This is a genomic window from Allobosea sp. AK1, from assembly GCF_006714945.1.
In the GTDB taxonomy this organism is placed as follows: domain Bacteria; phylum Pseudomonadota; class Alphaproteobacteria; order Rhizobiales; family Beijerinckiaceae; genus Allobosea; species Allobosea robiniae.
Window position 1 is genome coordinate 4,853,319 of the sequence record NZ_VFMG01000001.1, and the last position, 19,560, is coordinate 4,872,878.

Sequence of the window (19,560 nt, forward strand, 5' to 3'; positions counted from 1 at the left end):
CCGTCATATAGCCGGCTCGACGGTCCGGCTAGGCTGCCGCGCGTCAGTCGAATTCCTTCCTGAACTTCTCGCTGACGGTTGTGGCGGTGCGGAAGCGTTCGATCGAGAACGGTTCCAGCGGCGTCGCTGTTTCGCCGTCGACGATCATCTCGCTGAGGCACAGGCCCACGCCGGGACCGATCTGGAAGCCGTGGCCGCAGAAGCCGAAGGCATGGAACAGGCCGGGCGTCGTCCCGCTCGGGCCGATCACCGGGATCATGTCGGGCAGATAGGCCTCGATGCCGGACCAGACACGGATGACATGGCACTGCGCCAGCATCGGCGCGACGCGGGCGAGCGCCCGCATCGCGGCAAGCGTCTTGGCTGGGGGCACCGGTGCGCGGTTCGCCTGCGGATCCGCGGCGGTGCGCGGATAGCCGGCGAGGATGATGTTGCCGCGCGGGATCTGGCGGAAGATCACAGAGCCGTCGATCGCCTGCACCGAAGGCTCGATCCGATAGGGGAAAGGCTCGGTCACGAATTGCGGTGGCCCGGCCGGAAAGACTGGCGCGGTCTCGCCGAATCGCTCGGCGATCTCCAGCGCCCAGGCCCCGGCGCAGTTGACCAGCGCGCCGCAGCTCAGCCTGGTGCCATCGGCCAGCGTCAGCGAAAAACCGTCACCTCCGCGGTCCACGGCTGTGACGCGCGTGTTCTCAAGAATGGTGGCGCCATGTCTCGCTGCTGCCCGTGCCACGGCCGGGGTGGCGAGCCTTGGATTGGCGGTGGCGTCGCGTGCCGAGAAGGTCGCGGCCATGGCGCGCTCGCCGAGCCAGGGCCAGCGCCGGCGCAGGTCGGAGGGCCCGATCCGCTCGATCGCGAGCCCGTAGGATTCGGAGACCTTGGCGTAGCCTTCGAGCTTCGCGTGCTCCTCTTCGTCATAGGCGAGGTAGAGATGACCGGTCTGCTCGAACTCGCAGCCTTCGCCGATCAGCGCGTCGAAATCCTCCCACAGCGCCTGCGAGCGCAGCGACAGCGGGTATTGGCCGGGAAAGCGACCCTGCAGGCGCAGGTTGCCGAAATTGACGCCGCTCGACTGGGCGCCGACGACGCCTTTCTCGATCAGCGTCACGCGCTGGCCGCGTCTGGCAAGGAAGAAGGCGGTCCAGGCGCCGATCAGCCCGCCGCCGATAATCGCGACGTCCGTGGTCCGCGCGCTCATGCCGGTTCTTCCGCGGCGGCGAGTGCGATCGGCTTGACCGGCGCCTGCCCGCGCAGGCGCCCGGCGGCGTCGCCGCCTTGCCCGGCCCCGGCCGCGACGATCTCCTGCAGAGCCGGTCCGCAGACGCGGCCCTGGCAGCGCCCCATGCCGCAGCGGGTCATCGCCTTGACGCGGTTGACCTCGACCGGGCCGAGGCTTTGCGCCATGGCGGCGCGGGCCTCGCCGATGGTGACGTTCTCGCAGCGGCAGAGCGTGACGGAATCGGGCAGGGCGGCGATCTGCTGCTTCGGCCAGGCGAAGACCTGCGCCAGCCCGCGTTGAAAGCCACGCAGCCGCGCGACCCGTCGTGCCAGCGGCCTGATCGCCGCAATATCCTGCGGCCGGCCGAGATCGGAGAGGATGGCATGGGCAGCGAGCGCCCCGCTGGCTTCGGCTGCATCGGCGCCGCCGATCCGCACGCCATCGCCGGCGAGGTAGAGCCCCGGCCGCGCCCGGCCGAAGCCGTCGATCTTCGGCAGGAACAGCCGGAAATCCGGGTCGTAGGCGAAGTCCGCTCCGGCGAGATCGGCGAGCTGCGTCTCGGGCTTGAGGCCATAGCCGAGCGCAACCGCATCGCAGGCGAAGCGCCGTTCCCGCCCGCTGCCGTCGCGCAGGACGAGAGCCTCGACACGGCCGTCTCCCTCGACGGCGACCGGCGTCACGCCGTTCAGCATCGGGATGCCCGCGCGCAGGGCCGTGGCCATATACCAGAGGCCGCGCAGCAGCGTGCGCGGCGCGCCGAGCAAGGCCGGCATCGCCGCGAGCTTGGCTGAGAATGGCGTCGTATCGGCGATCACCGCGATCTCGGCCCCCATCGCGCGATACTGCTTCGCGGCCAGCGCCAGCAAGGGCGAGGAGCCGAGGAAGGCGACGCGGCTGCCGATCAGGCAGCCCTGGTCCTTGAGTGCGACCTGCGCCCCGCCCAGTGTGAACACGCCGGGCAGGGTCCAGCCGGGCAAAGGGGCGATCCGGTCCATCGCGCCGCTGGCGATGAGTAGCTTGTCGCAATCGAGCGTCTCGGCCCGGCCATCGCGCAGCAGATGCAGACGCTTGCCGTCGATCGCCCAGACCAGCGTCTGGGGCCGGTAATCGATCTGGGGACGGAGCGCCGCGAAGCGTGCGTGCAGCGCGGCGTATCGGCCGGCTTCCGAGCCCATCAGCTTGTTCATGTCGAGCGCGAGGTCGTCGGCCGGCCGACGATAGCCCTGTCCGCCGGCGCGCGCGCCTTCGTCGATCAGGATCGGCCTCAGCCCGTTCGCGACGAGGATTTCGGCCGCGCTGATCCCGGCCGGCCCGGCTCCGATGATGACGATCTCAGCCATGGGCGCCGGCCATCGCCTGCGGTTCGGCGAAAAGCTCCATGCCTTCGCTCACAGGCGTGGTGCAGGCCCTGATCCGGCCGCCCGTGGCGCTCCAGACCCAGCAATCCTGGCAGGCCCCCATCAGGCAGAAGCCGGCGCGCGGCTCGCCGCCGAATTCGAGATGGCGGATGAGGGCGCCGTTTTCCAGAAGCGCGGCGAGCACGCTGTCACCGGCGGTCGCGCGGATCGGCAGGCCGTCGAAGCTGAGGGTCACTGCCGCTCCGCTCCGAAATGCCACGCGGCGGAACTGGGCCTGCGAACGGTCCATGCGACCTCAGATTTATCTCAATGCAATAGAAGTTCGTGTATTTTGATAAATCAAACGATATCCTGTCAAGGCCATCGGCCCGGTTTCCTCAGACGCGCGAGATGGCGTGGGCGGCGGCGATGACCAGCGAGGAGAAGCGCGAGACGACCTCCTCATGGCTGTAGCGCGAGGTCGAGGTCGCGATGTTGACGGCGGCCTCCGGGCGGCCGTGATGGTCGACCACCACCGCGGCGATCGAGGCATCGCCGAGATAGACCTCCTCGAAGGCGGTCGCGTAGCCCTGGGCGGCCGACTGGCGCAATTTCTCGCGCAGGGCCTCGCGCTCCCAGGTCGTGGAGGGCGTATGCGCCCTGCGGTCGGACGCATCGATGATCGCCATCGCCTCGCTCTCGGGCAGGCGCGACAGCATCGCGATGCCCGGTGCGGTGGCATAGGCGGGCATGCGCGTGCCGATGATGACGTCGGTGTTGAGGACGTGCCGGCTCAGGAAACGCGAGACGAAGATGATCTCGGTCTCTTCCCGCACGGTGAGGTTCACCGTCTCCTCCGTCTCCTTGCTGAGATGCATGAGATAGGGCATCGCCCGGTCGAGCAGGCGGCTGCTGCGCACGAAATGATAGCCGAGATCGAGCGTCTTCGCCGTCAGCTCGAAGCGCTTGGTCTGCGCATCCTTGCGCAAGTAACCGAGCCTGGTGAGCGTATGGGTGAAGCGCTGAGCCGCGCTGACATCCATCCCCGTCTCGGAGGCGACCTGCGACAGGTTGAGCGTTGGGTGCTGGCGGCCGAAGGCGGAGAGCACCCGGAACGCCTTCTCGACCGAATTGACCATCAGGGCGTCGTCCTTGCGGCCGGCGTGATCTGGCGGCTGCGTCGCGCGCTTGCGGCCGGTCTGTGTCTCTTCGGGCATCGTCATCGGGCCTGCTCTCCTCGGCGCGATCAATGGCTGCGGCTAACGATCTTGACAAGCTGGGTCGTTCGCGCAGAATAAGCAATAGAAATTATCGCATTGCAATAAAAACTCATCGGAGAGCGCTATGAAGGACTCTGTTCTGGTCGAGCTGCGTGGCGCGGTCGGCATCATCACGCTCAATCGCCCCGAGATCCTGAATGCCTGGAACGCACCGATGCGCGAGCGCCTGGTCGCCTGCTTCGACGAGATGGAGGCGAACGAGGCGGTCCGTGCCATCGTCCTGACGGGTGCGGGCGAGCGCGCCTTCGGCGCCGGCCAGGACCTCAACGAGACCAAGACCTTCGACCCTGATCGCGCCGAGCTCTGGATGGGGGAATGGGAGCGGCTCTACGACCGCATGCGCTCGCTCTCCAAGCCGCTGATCGCGGCGCTGAACGGCGTCGCTGCTGGTTCCGCCTTCCAGGTGGCGCTGCTCTGCGACCTGCGCATCGGCCATGCCGGGGTCACCATGGGCCAGCCCGAGATCAATTCCGGCATCGCCTCGGTCACCGGCCCCTGGATCATGAAGGAGATGATCGGGATCGCCCGCACCATCGATCTGACCCTGACCGGCCGGATGATGGATGCCGACGAGTGCTTCCGCATCGGCCTGATCAACCGGATCGTGCCGAAGGAGCAGGTGATGCAGGCTTCGCTCGCGCTGGCCGAGGAGCTCGCCGGCAAGCCGCCGGTCGCCATGCGCCTCAACAAGGCCCGCTTCCGCGAGGTCACCGAGGAGAGCTTCCGCGAGTGCCTCGCCGCCGGCATCCGCAACCAGCGCGCGGCCTACGCCACCGGCGAACCGGCCCGGATGATGGAGGAATTCCTCGCCAAGCGCGGGGCGCGCAAGACCGCCTGACCATCTGACCACCCACGGGGAAATGCGGAAAACCGCTTGTAAGGGGAGAAGACGATGACGAACCTGACCACGAAGCCGACCCGGCGCACCCTGCTGCAACTTGCCGGCGGCGTTGCTGCCGGCGCGGTCGCCGCGCCTTACCTGTCGGACACGGCGCGCGCCGCGACCCAGATCACCGTCGCCGATCCCGGCGGACCGTTCGGCCCGGCCTTTCGCAAGGCCTTCTACGACCCGTTCGAGAAGGCGACCGGCAACAAGGTCGTCAACGTCGCCCGCGAGGCCGAGCCCACCGCCCAGTTCAAGGCGATGGTCGAGACCAAGTCCTATACCTGGGACGTCTGCACGCTGACGCTTTCGGCCCGCGACATCCTCAAGAAGCAGGGCCTGCTCGACCCGATCGGCTTCTCGCATGCCGACGTGCCGAAGCTGATGCCGGAAGCGATCTCGGCCGAGTTCATGGGCACGGACGTCTACTCGACCGTCTTCGCCTATCGCACCGACCGCGTGAAGAACGCACCGGCGAGCTGGACCGACTTCTTCAATGTCGAGAAGTTCCCCGGCCGGCGCGCGCTGCGCAAGAACCCGATCGACACGATCGAGCAGGCGCTGCTCGCCGACGGCGTGCCGCTCGACAAGCTCTATCCGCTCGATATCGAGCGCGCTTTCAAGGTGCTCGACAAGATCAAGCCGCATGTCGCGGTCTGGTGGACGGGCGGCGCACAGTCGACGCAGCTCCTGCAGAGCGGCGAGGTCGACATGCTGCCGGGCTGGAACGCCCGCCTGCAGGCGGCGATCGACGGCGGCACGCCGGCAAAGATCGTCTGGAACCAGGGCCTCTACTCGATCGAGGGCTGGGGCCTGCCGAAGGGCGGCCCGAAGGCGGATGTCGCGCGCCAGTTCATCCGCTTCTGCTCCGATCCGAAGGCGCAGGCCGCTTTCACCGAGGCGCTTGCCTACGGCCCGACCAATCTCGACGCCTACCAGACGATCGCAGCGGATCGTGCCAAGGTCCTGCCGACCTCGCCGGAGAACCTGAAGCAGATGGCGATCGCCAACGAGGATTGGTGGAGTGCCAACCGCTCCAAGGTCACCGAGCGCTTCAACGCCTGGCTGCTGGCCTGATGGTGACGGGGGCGGGGGCCGGGATGGCTGTGCGCGAGCCGAACACGGGCAAGCTGGTCATCGAAGGACTTGGCAAGCGCTATGGCGCGACCACGGCCCTCGAGCCCAGCTCGCTCAGCGTTGCCGAGGGCGAGTTCCTCACCTTGCTGGGGCCTTCGGGCTCCGGCAAGACGACGCTGCTCCAGCTCATCTGCGGCCTCGTCGAGGCCAGCGAGGGCCGAGTGGTGATCGACGGGCGCGACCAGTCGAACATGCCGGTCCACCAGCGCGATATCGGCCTCGTCTTCCAGCACTACGCTCTGTTCCCGCACCTGACCGTGGCGGAGAACATCGCCTTTCCGCTCAAGATGCGTGGGCGTCCCTCGGCCGAGATCGCCGGCCGGGTCGCGTCCACGCTCGACATGGTCCATCTCGGCCATCTCGCCGGGCGCTTCCCGCGCGAATTGTCCGGGGGCCAGCAGCAGCGCGTCGCGCTGGCGCGCTGCTTCGTCTACCAGCCTTCGATCATCCTGATGGACGAGCCGCTCGGCGCCCTCGACAAGAAGCTGCGCGAGCACATGCAGATCGAGATCAAGCGTTTGCACCGCGAGAGCGGCGCCACCATCGTCTACGTCACGCACGATCAGGAAGAGGCGCTCGCGATGTCCGACCGCATCTGCCTGATGAACCACGCGAAGATCGAGCAGCTCGGCACGCCGCGCGAGATCTACGAGCGCCCGCGCACGGCCTTCGCCGCCGATTTCATCGGCATCTCCAACATCTTCCGCGGCAGCTGGGACGGCAACGGCGCGCTCGATACCCCGCATGGCCGCTTCGCCCTGCCGCGTGGCGCCCATTGCCAGAGCAAGGATGCGGCGCTGGTCATCCGGCCCGAGAACCTCCATCTCGGCGAGCGCGACGGCAACGCCGTCAGCGGCCGGGTCAGCGAGATCGTCTATGCCGGCTCGGAGACGCGCGTGATCGCCGCGCTCGGCGATGGCAGCCCGCTCGTGCTGCGGCTCGGGCCGGACGATCCGGTGCCCGCCATCGATCAGGCCATCGTCGCCGGCTGGGCCCGCGACAAGGCGGTGCTGGTCGCATGAGCGCGGTCGCGGCACGAGCGGCTCCGGCGCGCCGGAGCGGGTTCCGGTTCGGCCCATTGTGGCTCGCGGTCCCCGGGCTCCTCTTCCTCGCGGTCTTCTTCGCCTGGCCGGTGGCGCAATTGCTCGGCCTCAGCGTCGTCGATCCCGAGAATGGCGGTTTGTCGACCGAGTCCTATCGGCGCATCGCCGCGACCGACGTCTATCTGCGCGTGCTCGGCATCACCTTCCGCATCGCCGGCTGGACTGCGCTCTGGTCGCTCCTGATCGGCTATCCGCTGGCCTATTGGCTGGCGCGTTTGCCGGACATGTTCCGCGGTCGCATGCTGCTCTTCGTCATGGTGCCGTTCTGGACGAGCTATCTCGTCAAGACCTTCGCCTGGATGATCGTGCTCGGCCGCAGCGGCATCATCAATTCGCTGGCGACGGGCTCCGGCCTCGTCGACCAGCCCCTGCCGCTATTGCACAACATGTTCGGCGTGATGGTCGGCATGGTCCATGCCATGGTGCCGCTCGCCGTGATGACCATGCTGCCGGTGATGACCGGCATCGACCGCCGCCTCGTCCAGGCCGCGCAGACGCTGGGCGCCGCGCCGGCGCGAGCCTTCTGGCTGGTCTATTTCAAGCTCTCGCTGCCGGGCGTCGCCGCGGCGGGCCTGCTCGTCTTCATCTCCTCGCTCGGCTTCTTCATCGTGCCGGCCTTCCTCGGCGGACGGCAGGAGACGATGCTGGCGCAGCTCATCATCACCCAGGTCCAGGAGCTGCTGAACTGGTCCTTCGCCGGGGCGCTGGCCGCGATGATGCTGGCGGCGGCGCTGGTCTCCTGCTGGATCTACGACCGGCTCTTCGGCATCTCGACGATTGCCGGCGGCTCAGCGCAGGCCGGAGCCGGGCGCATCCGCGATCTCGGCCTCGCCATTCTCGGGGTCGTGGGCAACATTGCCGGGCGCGCCGCCGCCTTAGCACAGCGCGTACTAGGCAAGCGCGTCTGTGCCGCGCTGCTGCCGGGCTTCTGCTGGCTCGTCATCGGCTTCCTCGTGCTGCCGACGCTTTTGGTGATCCCGCTCGCCTTCACCTCCTCGCAATTCCTCGAATTCCCGCCGCCGGGCTACGGAATCGGCTGGTTCCGCACCTATTTCGAATCGCCGCTCTGGATTCAGGCGACGATCCGTTCCTTCATGGTCGCCTTCGCCACGGCGCTGGCTGCGACCGCGATCGGCGGCTTCGCGGCGCTGGCGCTGGCCCATAGCCGCACGCGCTGGAGCGGGCTGATCTTCGCCTTCTTCCTCGCGCCGATGATCGTGCCGCGCATCGTCATTGCGGTCGGGCTGTTCTATCTCTTCGCCCGCATCGGTCTCGTCGCCACCGATCTCGGCCTGATCATCGGCCATACGGTGCTCGCGATCCCGTTCACGCTCGTCACCATCGCCGCCGTGCTCAAGACCTATGACCAGCGGCTCGACCAGGCGGCAGCGACCCTCGGGGCCAACCGTGTCCGCACCCTCACGGGCGTGACGATCCCGCTGGTGAAGGGCGGCCTCGTCGCGGCCTTCCTCTTCGCCTTCATCACCTCCTTCGACGAACTGACCATCGCGATCTTCATCTCGGGCGGCGTTAAGACGACCCTGCCGAAGCAGATGTGGGACGACATGATCCTGCAGCTCAACCCGACGCTTGCCGCGGTTTCGGTCGTCGTCTTCGTGGTGGTGACGGTGATGCTGCTCCTGGCCGAACGCTTCCGCTCCTCCTCTTCTTCCTGATCCTGTCGACCGAAGCGCAACCATGACCTCCCCAGACCAAGACGGCTTCGTAGGCCTCCTGACCGCGCGCGCAGCCGCCGAGCCGGACCGCATCTATGCCCGCTTCGGCGGAGAGCCGGTGAGCTATGGCGAGATCGAGCGGCGCTCGGCCGCCTTCGCGGCGCATCTGCGGGCGCAGGGCATCGTCGCGGGCGACCGCGTCGCGGTGATGATGCGCAATTCCATCGCGACCATCGCCGTGGTCTTCGGTCTCGCAAGGGCCGGCGTCGCCTGGGTGCCGGTCAATGCCCAGCAGCGCGGCGAGGGGCTGAACTATCTCCTGACGCATTCGAGCCCGCGCCTCGTCGTGGCCGATGCCGAGCTCGCGCCGCAGATCGCCGAGGCGATGGGGCCGGATGCGACCCTGCCGGTGCTGCTCCATGCGCCGGACGGCGCGCTCGACGCCGTGCTCGCCACGCCCGCGCGTTTCGACGAACCGGCACCGGCAGCCGATGCCGTGTTCGCGATCATGTACACCTCCGGCACGACCGGGCGGCCGAAAGGCGTGATCGTCTCGCACCGCATGCTGCGGCTGGCGGCCGAAAGCGTCGTCCGCCTGTCCGATGCAAAGCCGGGCGATGTCTTCTTCGTCTGGGAGCCGCTCTATCACATCGGCGGCGCCCAGCTTCTGCCGCTGCCGATGATCCGCGACGTGACGCTGGCCATGGTCGAGCGCTTCAGCGCCAGCCGCTTCTGGGCGCAGGTCCGGGAGGAGGGCGCGACCCATATCCACTATCTCGGCGGCATCCTGCAGATCCTGTTGAAGCAGCCGCCTTCCGCTGGAGATCGCGAGCACGGCGTGCGCATCGCCTGGGGCGGCGGCTGCCCGGCCGATATCTGGCCGCAGTTCCGCGATCGCTTCGGCACCGAGATTCGCGAATGCTACGGCATGACCGAAGCCTCCAGCCTGACCACCTGCAATACCAGCGGCGTGGTCGGCTCGGTCGGGCGCCCGATGCCCTGGTTCGCCGTCAGGCTGCTCGATGGCGAGGGCAAGCCCGTCGCGGCGGGCGAGCGCGGCGAGATCGTCGTCGAGACCAGCATCCCCGGCGCGATCTTCCCCGGCTATCTCGACAACCCCGAAGCGACCGCGAAGGCCCTGCGCAACGGCGCCCTCCATACCGGCGACCTCGGCTCCTTCGACGCCGATGGCAATCTCTATTTTCACGGCCGCATGACCGACAGCGTGCGCTGCCGCGGCGAGAACGTCTCGGCCTGGGAGGTCGAGCATGTCGCCGCCGAGCACGACGCGGTCGAGGATTGCGCCATGATCGGCGTTGCCGCCGATATCGGCGAGCAGGACATCAAGCTCTTCGTCAAGCCGCGTCATGGCGCGATCATTGATCCGCAGGCCTTGTCCGGCTGGCTCGGCCAGCGGCTCGCGCCCTACCAGAACCCGCGCTACATCGCCTTGGTCGACGAGTTCGAGCGCACGGCGAGCCAGCGCATCATGAAGCACAGGCTCTCGCCCCGGCTCGACGATTGCTGGGACCGGGCCGGGACGGGGCGCTGACATGGCCGGCTGCGACATCCTCATTTCGGGCACCGGCGGTTTCGCCGCACGGATCGCCTTCGACATCGCCGCCACGGCCCGCGAGCCGGTCGATGTGGTCATTGCCGGTCGCAATCTCGAACGGCTGAACTGGCTGCGCACGGCCGCCAATGCCCGCGCCGCGCTCTTCGGAGCGAAGGCGCGCTTCACCACCCATGCGATCGATCTGCTTGCTCCGGACGCCTCAGACACGCTGCTCGCGGCGACCGGCCCGCGCATCGTCGTGCAGGCCGCCTCGATCCAGACCTCGCAGGTGATCGCCCAGAGCGGCAATGCCTGGACGCGCCTCGTCGCGGAGGGCGGCCTGAGCGCGACGGCCGTCTTTCAGGCGCTGATCAGCGCCCGCGTCGCTGCCGCCATCACGCGCAGCCGCAAGCCGGTGACCCTGGTCAATTGCAGCTTCCCCGATGTGGTCAACGGCATGATCCGCGCGATGGGGCACGAGGTCGCCTGCGGCATGGGAAATGTCGCGATCCTGTCCAACGTCTTCGCCGGCTCGGCCGCAGTGCCTGCCGGCACCGAGGTCAAGGTCCTCGCGCATTACCAGAACCTTTCAGCCTGGCGGCGCCGTCCCGAGGAACGCGACGGACGTGCCCCGCGCGTCTGGCTGGATGGCGAGGAGGTCGCCGACGTCTATGCCCGCTTCGCCGATATCCAGCTCACGCCCGAGCCGGTGATCGAGATTTCCGGCGCGAGCGGCGTGCCGATGCTGCTCGCCATGGCGGCGGGCCGGCCCTGGCAGGGGCATGTGCCCGGCCCGGATGGCTTGCCCGGAGGCTATCCGGTCCGGCTCGCGGGCGGCAGGCTCGAACTCGATCTGCCGCCGGGGCTGAAGCGCGAGGACGCCATCGCCTGGAACGCGTCCTTCGAGGCAGCCAACGGCCTCGTCGTGTCGTCCGAGGGGAGGGCGAGCTTTACCGGCATCCTCGGCGGCAGGGTCGCGGGTCACATTCCGGAGCTGCGGGATGGGTTCGACATCCGCGAGCTGGAAGCCGTGTGCGAAACGCTTCTCGGCTTGCGCGAGACCTTGATGCGAAGCGCGTAGCCCGCGTTGCCGCGGATTGTGCCGCTATACGGGGCGTGCCACTATTCCGCCTCATTCGCGGCGGGGTTCCTTATGAGCAACACATCGACCGGCGGATTTACCGCCGCGCCCGGGCAGTTTCGCATCGGCTCGGTCATGAACAAGACTTTCGCGATCCTCGGACGTCAGTTCGGCAAGTTCGCCCTGCTGGCGCTTGTGCCGATGATCCCGATCTTCCTGCTGACGCTGGGCGCGCTGTCGTCGGGTGCCCCCTCGCCGTCGGGCATCGCCTTCGGTGCGGTGCTGACCGGGCTCCTGACCTTCGTGCTCCAGACCGTGGCGCAGGCGACGAGCCTTTACGGTGCCTTCCAGGAGATGCGCCAGCAGCCCTTCACCATCGGCGACTCCCTGCGGATCGGGCTCGCACGTGCCGTTCCCGTCATCGGTGTCGGCATCCTCGTCGGTCTCGCGACCGGTCTAGGCTTCCTGCTCTTCGTCGTGCCGGGCGCCATCATCGGCTGCATGCTCTATGTCGCGATCCCCGCCTGCGTCATCGAGAAGACCGGGGTGACGGCGAGCATGAGCCGCAGCGTCGCGCTGACCAAGGGCTATCGCTGGCAGATCTTCGGGCTCTTCCTGCTGGTCATCGTCATCGCCCTGGTCGGCGCTCTCGTGCTGGCGCGGATCGGTGGCGGCGGCCTGATCGGGGATATTCTCGGCTTTGCCTGGCAGGTCGTCTCGACCGCTTTCGGTGCCGTGCTCTCGGCCGTGATCTATCACGATCTGCGCATGGCCAAGGAAGGTATCGACCTCGATACGCTGGCGAGCGTCTTCGACTGACGCACGCTTGCCGAACTGCGGCAGGCCCTCACGGGCCGGTCGCAGCCGGCTCGTGCTTGTCGGCGCGGTAGCGGCCGAATTGCTGCTCGCCTTCGAGATGCGCCCGCTCGGCCGTGTAGAAGGCCCTGAGGAAATCGAGCGTCTCGACTGGCGGAACCTCTTCCGTCCAGCCGATCTTGCGGCGGATCTTCTCGCAGACCTGACGCTGCATGCTGTGCGTGTCGGGTGAGGACGGGCGGCGCAGCAGCTCCTCCAGAACCTGCAATTCGAAGGCGCCATAGGCGTCGAGCTGCTTGCGGCTGAAGACGAAGCGGCTCTGCGCCTCCGCGAGTTCGGCCAGCAGGGCCCGCCGCGGCACCGAGATGACCATGGTCCCGCCGATCAGGTCGCCGGCCCGCAGGTGGTCGCGGTTGAAGAAGGGCAGGGCCGAGAGGGCGACCGCCCAGCCGAAATAGCTCGCCGCCGTCCAGAATTCCGCGCCGGCCCCGATCTTCGGCACGGCGAAGAACAGCCCGAGCGGCAGGAAGATCTCGACCTCGCGCGTCAGGTTGCGGGCGACGATCGCGCCGGGCAGCAGCGGGCCGCCGCTGCGGTCGATCACCTTCAGGTTGACGATGCGCTTGCCCGGCGTCGCGCCCTGGCTCTGCAGCTCGAAATGGATGAAGTAGAGGTTCCGGAGCAGGAAGGACAGAAACAGCACGACCGTGACCGTCACCGAGCCGGTGACGCCGTGGAGCAGGGTCAGGCCCAGCACGAGGAAGAGCAGGGCGGTCGCCAGCATCCAGAACAGGAAGTCGATCAGGAAGGCGACGAGCCGCTCGCCATGGTTGGCGATGTCGACCTCCAGCGTCACGCCCTCCGGCGTGCTGATCTCGCGCCGGTTGCGGGTGGTGCCGTCGAGCAGGCGGTTGATGCGGTCAAGTCGCTGGGCCATGCTTCAGCGCCTGCCGCTCAGGAGGAAATAGGCGGTCCACAGGGCGCCGGTCGCCGCACCGATCGCCAGCCGCCAGGGCGTCGAGGCGATGAGTTGGCGTAAGCCCCCCTCGATGATCCCCGCGACGAAGAGCATCAGCACAGCTCCGCCGGCGAGCCCGGCCGCCGCCTTGCCGGCCATGGCCAGGCTGTCGAGGCGGCTGTAGCGACCCGGAAACAGGATCTTCTCGGCGATGACGAGCCCGCCGGCGCCGCACAGGATCAATGCGCCGATCTCGGTCACGCCATGGATCGAGATCCAGCCGATGAAATCGACGAGCAGCCCGCGATTGTAGTGCAGGGCGAGGAAAGCGCCGAGTATGAGACCCTGATAGCCGAGCAGCAGCAATGTCGGCACGCCGCCGAGCACGCCGAGCCCGAAGGTCATGATTCCAATCGTCGCGTTGTGCCGGAACAGGAAATTGGCGAAGACGACGAAAGAATCGACGAAACCGGGCCAGGGCGCGAAGATTTCGGTCCGGCGCAATTGGTCGGCGGTGCTTGCAGCCCCGCGCCCGCCGGCCATGCTCTCGGGCACGAGCATGCCGAACCAGGCTTCGTTGGGCAGCACCATCAGGTAGCCGATGGCGATTCCGGCGGCGATGGCGAGCGTCGCCAGCAGGATGTGCCAGCCGGCCGCGCGGACGGCAGCCGGGAAACCGCGCTTCAGGAAGCCGCCGAGCGCTTCGAGGATGCCGATGCGCGGCCCGTAGACGACGAAGAAAGCGCGCAGCACCAGCCCTTCGAGATAGAGGATGAGGTTGCGGTCGAGCGCGATCGAGCGGGCGACGGAAAGCGAAGAGGCCGCGGTCCGATAGAGCAAGGGCAGTTCCTGCAACTCCTCGGCGGAGAGGCGCGACAGGCCCTTCTTCTCGACACGTGAGACGAGACCGTCGAGCATCCGCCAGGCCGTCTCGCGGCTGCGGCGGAATTCGGCGCTGCGCAGCGTCACGGTCGCGACCGGGGCCGGTGGGGGAGCGGCGGAAGGGCGAAGCGGTTCTATAGCAGCCCCCTCTGCTTGATCGTGAGGTAGCGGTTGACGAGGCCGACGGCGAGGCCGCGCGGCGGGATTTCCAGGCAATGCACGCCCATCCGCGCCAGCCGCTCCAGCACGACGGCGCGCTCGCGCTGCAGGTCGCGCGCGATGACCGCCTCGGCGACCGGCCCGAAGCCGGCGGGCTCGGCATCGACGATATCGGCGAGCAGCGGATCGCGCAGGGTGACGAAGATCACGGCATGGCGGTTGGCCATGCGTTGCAGGCTTTCGAGCAGCAGTCCCGCTGTCGTCGTGTCGATGAACTCGGTGAACAGCACCACCAGCGCCCGGCGCTTCAGGCGGCTGTTCAGCTCGGCGAGGCCGAGGGTGAAATTGGTCTCTTCGGCACGGTAGCCGAGCTGGCCGGACGCATTCTGGAGCCTGGCGAAGGCGTTTCGGCCGGGCGAAGGCTGGAGATATTGCCGGATGCGTGAATCGAAGCCGAACGAGCCGACATGGTCGCCGCTGCGCAGCGCGACCCAGCCCAGCAGCAAGCCGGCATGGATGGCGTGATCGAGCCGCGGCAGGCCGTCGATCGGCTCGGCCATCAGGTAGCCGGTGTCGAAGGCGAGCACGATCTGGTGGTTGCGCTCGATCCGGAATTCCTTCGACAGCAGCTTGAGATGCTTGGCCGAGTGCTTCCAGTCGATGAAGCGGTTGTCGAGGCCCTGGACATGGTCGCGCAGCGCTTCGAACTCGGTGCCTTCGCCCTTCTGGCGTTGGACCTTGATGCCGTCGACGGCATCGCGGCTGAAGAACTGCACGGCGGCCGAGGCGATGCCGCGGATATCGGGCACGACGTCGATCGTCAGCGCCTGCGGCCGGCGCTCGCTCCGGCCGGCGAGACCCAGCGGCCCGCGCCAGTGCAGCCACAACGCCTCGATCGTGATCCGCCCGCGCCGCAGTGGCCGGATCGGCAGCGTGACCGATCCGACAGCCTCCGGCGGGACATCGAGCCGGGCTGGTTCGGGCGGGGCTGCATCGCCGCTCTGCTCCGGCAGGACCTGGATGGACACGGCCCGTGATGCGCCTTCGATGGCGCCGCTGACGCTCAATTGGCCGTCGCTGCCGATATACAAGCGCGGTGGCGCATCGACCGTCAGCGAAAGCCGCGACGGCCGGGCGCAGAGCAGGGCGTCGAGCCCGATCAGCGCCAGCACGAACAGGCCGAGATCGAGCGCGATCGGCCAGAGCGTCTGGTCATGGATCAGCAATCCAATGGCGACCGGCACGGTCGCCCCGAAGAGCAGAACGGCGCGCGGTGTCGGCCTGATCATCGCGGCACGGCGACCTGGTCGATCAGTTCCACGATGACCTTGTCGCTGACCAGCCCGTCGATCTCGGCATTAGGGGCGAGCACGATCCGGTGCCGCAGCAGCGGCAGGGCGATGCCCTTGACGTCGTCGGGGATGACGAAGTCGCGCCCCTGCGTCGCGGCCCGTGCCCGGCTGGCCGAGGCCAGCATCGTCGCGGCGCGGGGCGAGGCGCCGGTCTCGATCGCCGGATGGTTGCGGGTCGCGCGGATCAGGTCGACGACATAGCCGACCAGAGGCTCGCCGAGAGCGATCCCGCCGACCAGCGCCCGCGCCGCCAGCAGGTCCTGCTCAGAGACGATAGAGGCAAGGCCGAACTCCGCGAGCTTCGGCATGGCGGCGCGGTGCCCGTGCCGCGCGACGATGGCGAACTCCTCCTCGCGGCTCGGATAGGCGAGGTTGATCTTGAACAGGAAGCGGTCGAGCTGCGCCTCGGGCAGCGGATAGGTGCCCTGCTGCTCGATCGGGTTCTGCGTCGCCACCACCATGAAGGCCTCGCCCAGCGGATGGGTCGTGCCGTCGATGGTGACGTTGCGCTCATTCATCGCCTGCAGCAGTGCGGCCTGCGTCTTGGGCGGCGTGCGGTTGATCTCGTCGGCGAGCAGGATGTCGGTGAAGATCGGGCCGCGCGTCAGGTTGAAGCTGCTGGTGCGGAAATCGAAGAGATTGGTGCCGAGCAGGTCACCCGGCATCATGTCCGGCGTGAACTGGATACGCCCGAAGCGCAGCGACAGCCCGGCGGCGAAGGACTGCGCCAGCAGCGTCTTGGCCGTGCCCGGCACGCCTTCCAGCAGCACATGCCCGCCGCAGAGCAGGCTGACGAGCATCAGCTCGACGACCTCGTCCTGGCCGACGACGGCTTTGCGGATCTCGCCGCGAAGCGCTTCAGTGATCGTCGAGACGTCGCGGAGTTCCATGCGGCAGATCCTTGCGCCAGTGATGGAGGGCCTGCGCCGCGGCAAGCAGCGAGGCGAGATTGCGGGGGCCGGCCGCAGGGCTGTCGCCCAGCCCTGAGAGGGGTTTCGGGTCGATGCCGCGCGCCTCGGAGGCCCGCGCGAGCCACTCGGTGAGCGCGGCGCCTTCGAGCCCGGCCGGCGCTCGCAACGCCCGCGCCGCGTCCTGAAGCGTCATCGCGATATAGCGCTGCAGGATCGCGGCATGGTGCCCGGCATAGTCGACCAGCGCCGCGGCATTGCCGATCAGAGCATGCCGGCCGGCATCGAGCCGGCGCGGCGCCGGCAGCGGCGCGCCGAAACGCCCCATCGCCGCCCAGAGCAATAGCGCGACCGCGACCAGGATCTGGACGAGCACCAGGTTCAGTGGGAATTCATAGAGGAACTTCAGCAGGTTCGGCGGCGATCTTCTGAAGCCGTGGATGGTCTCGTCGAAGACCAGCGTGCCGCTTTTCCCGTCCAGCAACGCGGCGACGATGTCGCGTGCGAAGGTGGCGTTCCCGCCCTTGCCGATGCCGTGGTTCTCGATCGGGTCGGGATCGGCCAGAATGAGCGTCCGGCGGTTGCCCTGCCGCAACTCGCCGAGCAGGATGCCGTCCGGCGTCGAGATCAGCGGCGTGAGGTTCGAGCCCTTGATGAGCTGGAGCTCGCCCTGGACGGTCGGGTCCGCCGCTGGAATCGTCTTCTGGAAGGAGGCCGGCGGCTTGCTCCGGACGATATCGCCGCCGCTCACGGCAGCGCCGAGCACGGATTGGACTTGTAGCGCTGGAGCCAGTTCCGCCTCGCCGATCCAGTCCTTGCGCCGCTCGCCCGGTTTCACGGTCCATTTCGGCAGGACGAGCAGGATGCGGCCGGCGATCCGGAGCTTGTTGCGATTCTCCTCGCCCGCGAGGCTCCCGGAGGGCTCGGCGAGGATGAGCACGCCGTTCTCGCCGACGGCGGCAAGCGGGCGGTCCTCGGCTTGCACCGTCTTGTGGCCGAGACCCTCGAGCAGGTCATGGAAGGCGAGATGCCCGACGGCGGAGCTGGAATAGCTGTTGGCGCCGGAGGCGAGGCCGCCCGCCTCGCGCCCGCCCATCCCCGTCAGCAGCAGAGATGCCGCGAAGAGTGCAAGGAGCGCCGCGGCGAGTGCGGCCAGAACGCGCGGCTGGAAGGTCATTCCCCCCATCAGGCCGCTCCGGTCGCCAACGAGCGCCGCAGCGTCTCGAATTCCTGCCGGCAGCCGAGATAGTCCTTCTGCCCGGCCGGCCGCCCGCCGAAATAGGTCTGCTCGACCGCCTGGACGATCGCGCCGAGCGCGCCGGTCCCGCTCTGTGGCAGGGCAACCCGGCGCAGGATCTCGCGGCTGGTCAGCGACACTGAGAAGCTGGTGCCGAGTCGCAATCGGATTTCGGCGAGGCTCTTCAGCAGCAGCACATGCATGGCTTCGCCATACTGCCCCCGGCGCGCGAGATCGTCCGCTTCGAGCTGTGCTTCCTCCATCCGGCCGGAAGGGTCGGAGAAGCCGGACATTGTCTCGGCCGCTTTGATCCGGCGCGAGCGGCTGAAGGCGGGCAGGCTGTCGCGCAGGGACCAGAGCGTCACGGCGACGCCGAGAATCACGGCGCCCCAGAGCAAGATGCGCAGCGTGTCGGGCGAGAGGTCGAATTTCAGCCAGTCGAGCCAGCCCGGCTGGCGTGGCTCGGGCACCGGCATTGTCGTCTGGATATCGTGGCGGCGGATGGCCAGCCTGACGATCTCGCCCGCATCGCTGGCGGCCTGCGCCACGCCGCTCAGGGTGACGGCGCAGAATGCAACGAGCAGGAGAGGCAGTCGCTTCACAACCTTCGAATCCGTCGGCGGCCGAAGGGCACTATGGCGAAGAAACCGGCCGCGCCATACCCGGAGAATGCACGGCGGGGCGATATGCCCCGCCGGCCTATGCGATCAGTTCAGGCTGGCGCGCTTCATGAAGGCGCCGGCCTTCATGATCAGCGGGATATGCCGGCCCTGGCGGGTCAAGAGCGAGAGGTCCTTCAGCGGGTCGCCGTCGACGACGATGAGGTCGGCATGGGCGCCGGCCGCGACCGTGCCGATCAGGCCTTCCATCTTCAGGAGCTTCGCCGCGACATGGGTCGCCGAGGCGATGACCTCATGGGCCGGCAGGGCGCGGCCGCGGATTACGAACTCCTCCGACTGGTACTTGTGCATCTCGCCGAGCAGGTCGCTGCCATAGGCCATGGTCAGGCCGGCCTTCTTCATGATGGCGAGCGATTCCATGCCGGCCGAGCGCACGACATCGACCTTCGCGACCGAATCCGGCGGGAAGCCGAGCTTCGGCCCGTCCGAGACCAGCTTGTCATAGGTCACCAGCGTCGGCACGGCGACGGCACCCTTGGAGGCTGCGAGCTTCGCCGTCTCGGCCTTGATCAGGTTGCAATGCTCCAGCGAATGCACGCCGGCCTCGACGCAGCGGCGGATGGCGTCGTCGGTATAGACATGGGCCGAGACATAGGTGCCGGCCATTCGGGCTTCCTCGACCACGGCCTCCAGCTCGCTCACCGAGAAGCCGAGGAAATGGATCGGGTCGGTCGGCGAGGCACAGCCGCCATTGGCCATGATCTTGATGAAGTCGGCCCCGCCTTTGAGCTCCTCGCGCGCCGCGCGGCGGACATTGTCGACGCCGTCGCAGATGCGGCCGAGCGCGCCCAGCCGATGGCGCTCGATCACGCTTGGGCGGTCGTCATAGCGGCCGCGGAAATCGGCATGGCCGCCGGTCTGGCTCAGCGCCTTGCCCGAGATGACGAGGCGCGGCGTCGGGAAATCGCCTTCCTCGGTTGCCTGCTTCAGGCCGAAATCGGCGCCGCCGACATCGCGTACGGTGGTGAAGCCGCGCATCAGCATGGCCCGCATGATCCCGAAGGAGCGCGCGGTGACCAGCGAATCCGGCAGGCGCGAATTCGCGCCGAGATCGGCGACGCCGGCGACGACATGGACATGGGCGTCGATCAGGCCGGGCATCAAGGTCTTGCCCTTGAGGTCGACGACCTTGGCCTTGGCCGAGGTCACCGACTTGCCGACCTCGCGGATGGTGCCGCCCTCGACGAGGACGCTGACGGGTGCGCCCGCTTCCGGCGCCGAGCCGTCGACGATGCGGGCATTGGTGAAGAGGGTGGAAGCCACGGGTATGTTCCTTCGAACAGAACGGGAAATCGGG

Annotated in this window: 18 protein-coding genes; 7 read left to right on the forward strand and 11 right to left on the reverse strand. The window is 68.1% G+C overall.

Translation table 11 applies throughout. The annotated features are described in order from the left end of the window. Window positions 1-43: 43 nt before the first annotated feature. The 4 genes from FHT98_RS23125 to FHT98_RS23140 all read right to left on the reverse strand — a co-directional run bounded on the left by FHT98_RS23125 (window position 44) and on the right by FHT98_RS23140 (window position 3,779). Window positions 44-1,198, reverse strand: coding sequence for an NAD(P)/FAD-dependent oxidoreductase (locus FHT98_RS23125; RefSeq protein ID WP_142115435.1), 1,155 nt, complete (start codon window positions 1,196-1,198; stop codon window positions 44-46). Continuing rightward, on the reverse strand, window positions 1,195-2,559 hold the full coding sequence (locus tag FHT98_RS23130) for an FAD/NAD(P)-dependent oxidoreductase (RefSeq protein ID WP_113584990.1): 1,365 nt from the start codon (window positions 2,557-2,559) through the stop codon (window positions 1,195-1,197). Before FHT98_RS23130 ends, FHT98_RS23125 begins: the two co-directional genes overlap by 4 nt. Continuing rightward, complete coding sequence (locus FHT98_RS23135; protein ID WP_320409877.1) at window positions 2,552-2,812, reverse strand: (2Fe-2S)-binding protein; 261 nt, start codon at window positions 2,810-2,812, stop codon at window positions 2,552-2,554. Before FHT98_RS23135 ends, FHT98_RS23130 begins: the two co-directional genes overlap by 8 nt. Before the next feature lie 142 nt (window positions 2,813-2,954). Continuing rightward, the gene (locus tag FHT98_RS23140) at window positions 2,955-3,779 is read right to left on the reverse strand and encodes an IclR family transcriptional regulator (RefSeq protein WP_248309285.1); all 825 of its coding nucleotides are present in this window, start codon (window positions 3,777-3,779) and stop codon (window positions 2,955-2,957) included. Between the two features lie 121 nt (window positions 3,780-3,900). Between FHT98_RS23140 and FHT98_RS23145 the strand changes: the two genes are divergently transcribed. The 7 genes from FHT98_RS23145 (at window position 3,901) to FHT98_RS23175 (ending at window position 12,090) form a co-directional block, all read left to right on the forward strand. Beyond that, on the forward strand, window positions 3,901-4,674 hold the full coding sequence (locus FHT98_RS23145; RefSeq protein ID WP_113584991.1) for an enoyl-CoA hydratase/isomerase family protein: 774 nt from the start codon (window positions 3,901-3,903) through the stop codon (window positions 4,672-4,674). Window positions 4,675-4,728: 54 nt separating this feature from the next. Beyond that, complete coding sequence (locus FHT98_RS23150) at window positions 4,729-5,796, forward strand: ABC transporter substrate-binding protein (protein WP_142115436.1); 1,068 nt, start codon at window positions 4,729-4,731, stop codon at window positions 5,794-5,796. 23 nt (window positions 5,797-5,819) lie between these two features. Further along, window positions 5,820-6,878: an ABC transporter ATP-binding protein gene (locus FHT98_RS23155; protein WP_061968204.1), complete on the forward strand. Its 1,059-nt coding sequence runs from the start codon at window positions 5,820-5,822 to the stop codon at window positions 6,876-6,878. Further along, window positions 6,875-8,635, forward strand: coding sequence for an ABC transporter permease subunit (locus tag FHT98_RS23160; RefSeq protein WP_142115437.1), 1,761 nt, complete (start codon window positions 6,875-6,877; stop codon window positions 8,633-8,635). Before FHT98_RS23155 ends, FHT98_RS23160 begins: the two co-directional genes overlap by 4 nt. A gap of 22 nt (window positions 8,636-8,657) precedes the next feature. After that, the gene (locus FHT98_RS23165; protein WP_142115438.1) at window positions 8,658-10,187 is read left to right on the forward strand and encodes a class I adenylate-forming enzyme family protein; all 1,530 of its coding nucleotides are present in this window, start codon (window positions 8,658-8,660) and stop codon (window positions 10,185-10,187) included. A 1-nt stretch (window position 10,188) separates the two neighbouring features. Further along, window positions 10,189-11,271, forward strand: a complete 1,083-nt coding sequence (locus FHT98_RS23170; protein ID WP_142115439.1) for a hypothetical protein — start codon at window positions 10,189-10,191, stop codon at window positions 11,269-11,271. 72 nt (window positions 11,272-11,343) lie between these two features. Continuing rightward, complete coding sequence (locus FHT98_RS23175) at window positions 11,344-12,090, forward strand: hypothetical protein (RefSeq protein WP_142115440.1); 747 nt, start codon at window positions 11,344-11,346, stop codon at window positions 12,088-12,090. 28 nt (window positions 12,091-12,118) lie between these two features. Here the strand turns inward: FHT98_RS23175 and FHT98_RS23180 are convergent, their stop codons facing one another. The 7 genes from FHT98_RS23180 to FHT98_RS23210 form a co-directional block, all read right to left on the reverse strand. Beyond that, window positions 12,119-13,024, reverse strand: a complete 906-nt coding sequence (locus tag FHT98_RS23180; protein ID WP_091858988.1) for an RDD family protein — start codon at window positions 13,022-13,024, stop codon at window positions 12,119-12,121. Between the two features lie 3 nt (window positions 13,025-13,027). Beyond that, window positions 13,028-14,014, reverse strand: a complete 987-nt coding sequence (locus FHT98_RS23185) for a stage II sporulation protein M (protein ID WP_248309286.1) — start codon at window positions 14,012-14,014, stop codon at window positions 13,028-13,030. A gap of 47 nt (window positions 14,015-14,061) precedes the next feature. Further along, entirely contained in the window at window positions 14,062-15,375 is a 1,314-nt protein-coding gene (locus FHT98_RS23190; protein ID WP_142115441.1) for a DUF58 domain-containing protein, read from the reverse strand. Beyond that, the gene (locus FHT98_RS23195) at window positions 15,372-16,328 is read right to left on the reverse strand and encodes an AAA family ATPase (protein ID WP_142115442.1); all 957 of its coding nucleotides are present in this window, start codon (window positions 16,326-16,328) and stop codon (window positions 15,372-15,374) included. Before FHT98_RS23195 ends, FHT98_RS23190 begins: the two co-directional genes overlap by 4 nt. Continuing rightward, window positions 16,297-17,532 carry a DUF4350 domain-containing protein gene (locus FHT98_RS23200; protein WP_142115443.1) on the reverse strand — a complete coding sequence of 412 codons (1,236 nt, stop codon included), beginning with the start codon at window positions 17,530-17,532 and terminating at the stop codon, window positions 16,297-16,299. The genes FHT98_RS23195 and FHT98_RS23200 overlap by 32 nt, the downstream gene beginning before the upstream one ends. Beyond that, window positions 17,532-18,185 carry a DUF4129 domain-containing protein gene (locus FHT98_RS23205; RefSeq protein WP_248309287.1) on the reverse strand — a complete coding sequence of 218 codons (654 nt, stop codon included), beginning with the start codon at window positions 18,183-18,185 and terminating at the stop codon, window positions 17,532-17,534. Before FHT98_RS23205 ends, FHT98_RS23200 begins: the two co-directional genes overlap by 1 nt. A 105-nt stretch (window positions 18,186-18,290) precedes the next feature. Next, window positions 18,291-19,526 carry a metal-dependent hydrolase family protein gene (locus FHT98_RS23210; protein ID WP_142115444.1) on the reverse strand — a complete coding sequence of 412 codons (1,236 nt, stop codon included), beginning with the start codon at window positions 19,524-19,526 and terminating at the stop codon, window positions 18,291-18,293. Between the last annotated feature and the right edge of the window lie 34 nt (window positions 19,527-19,560).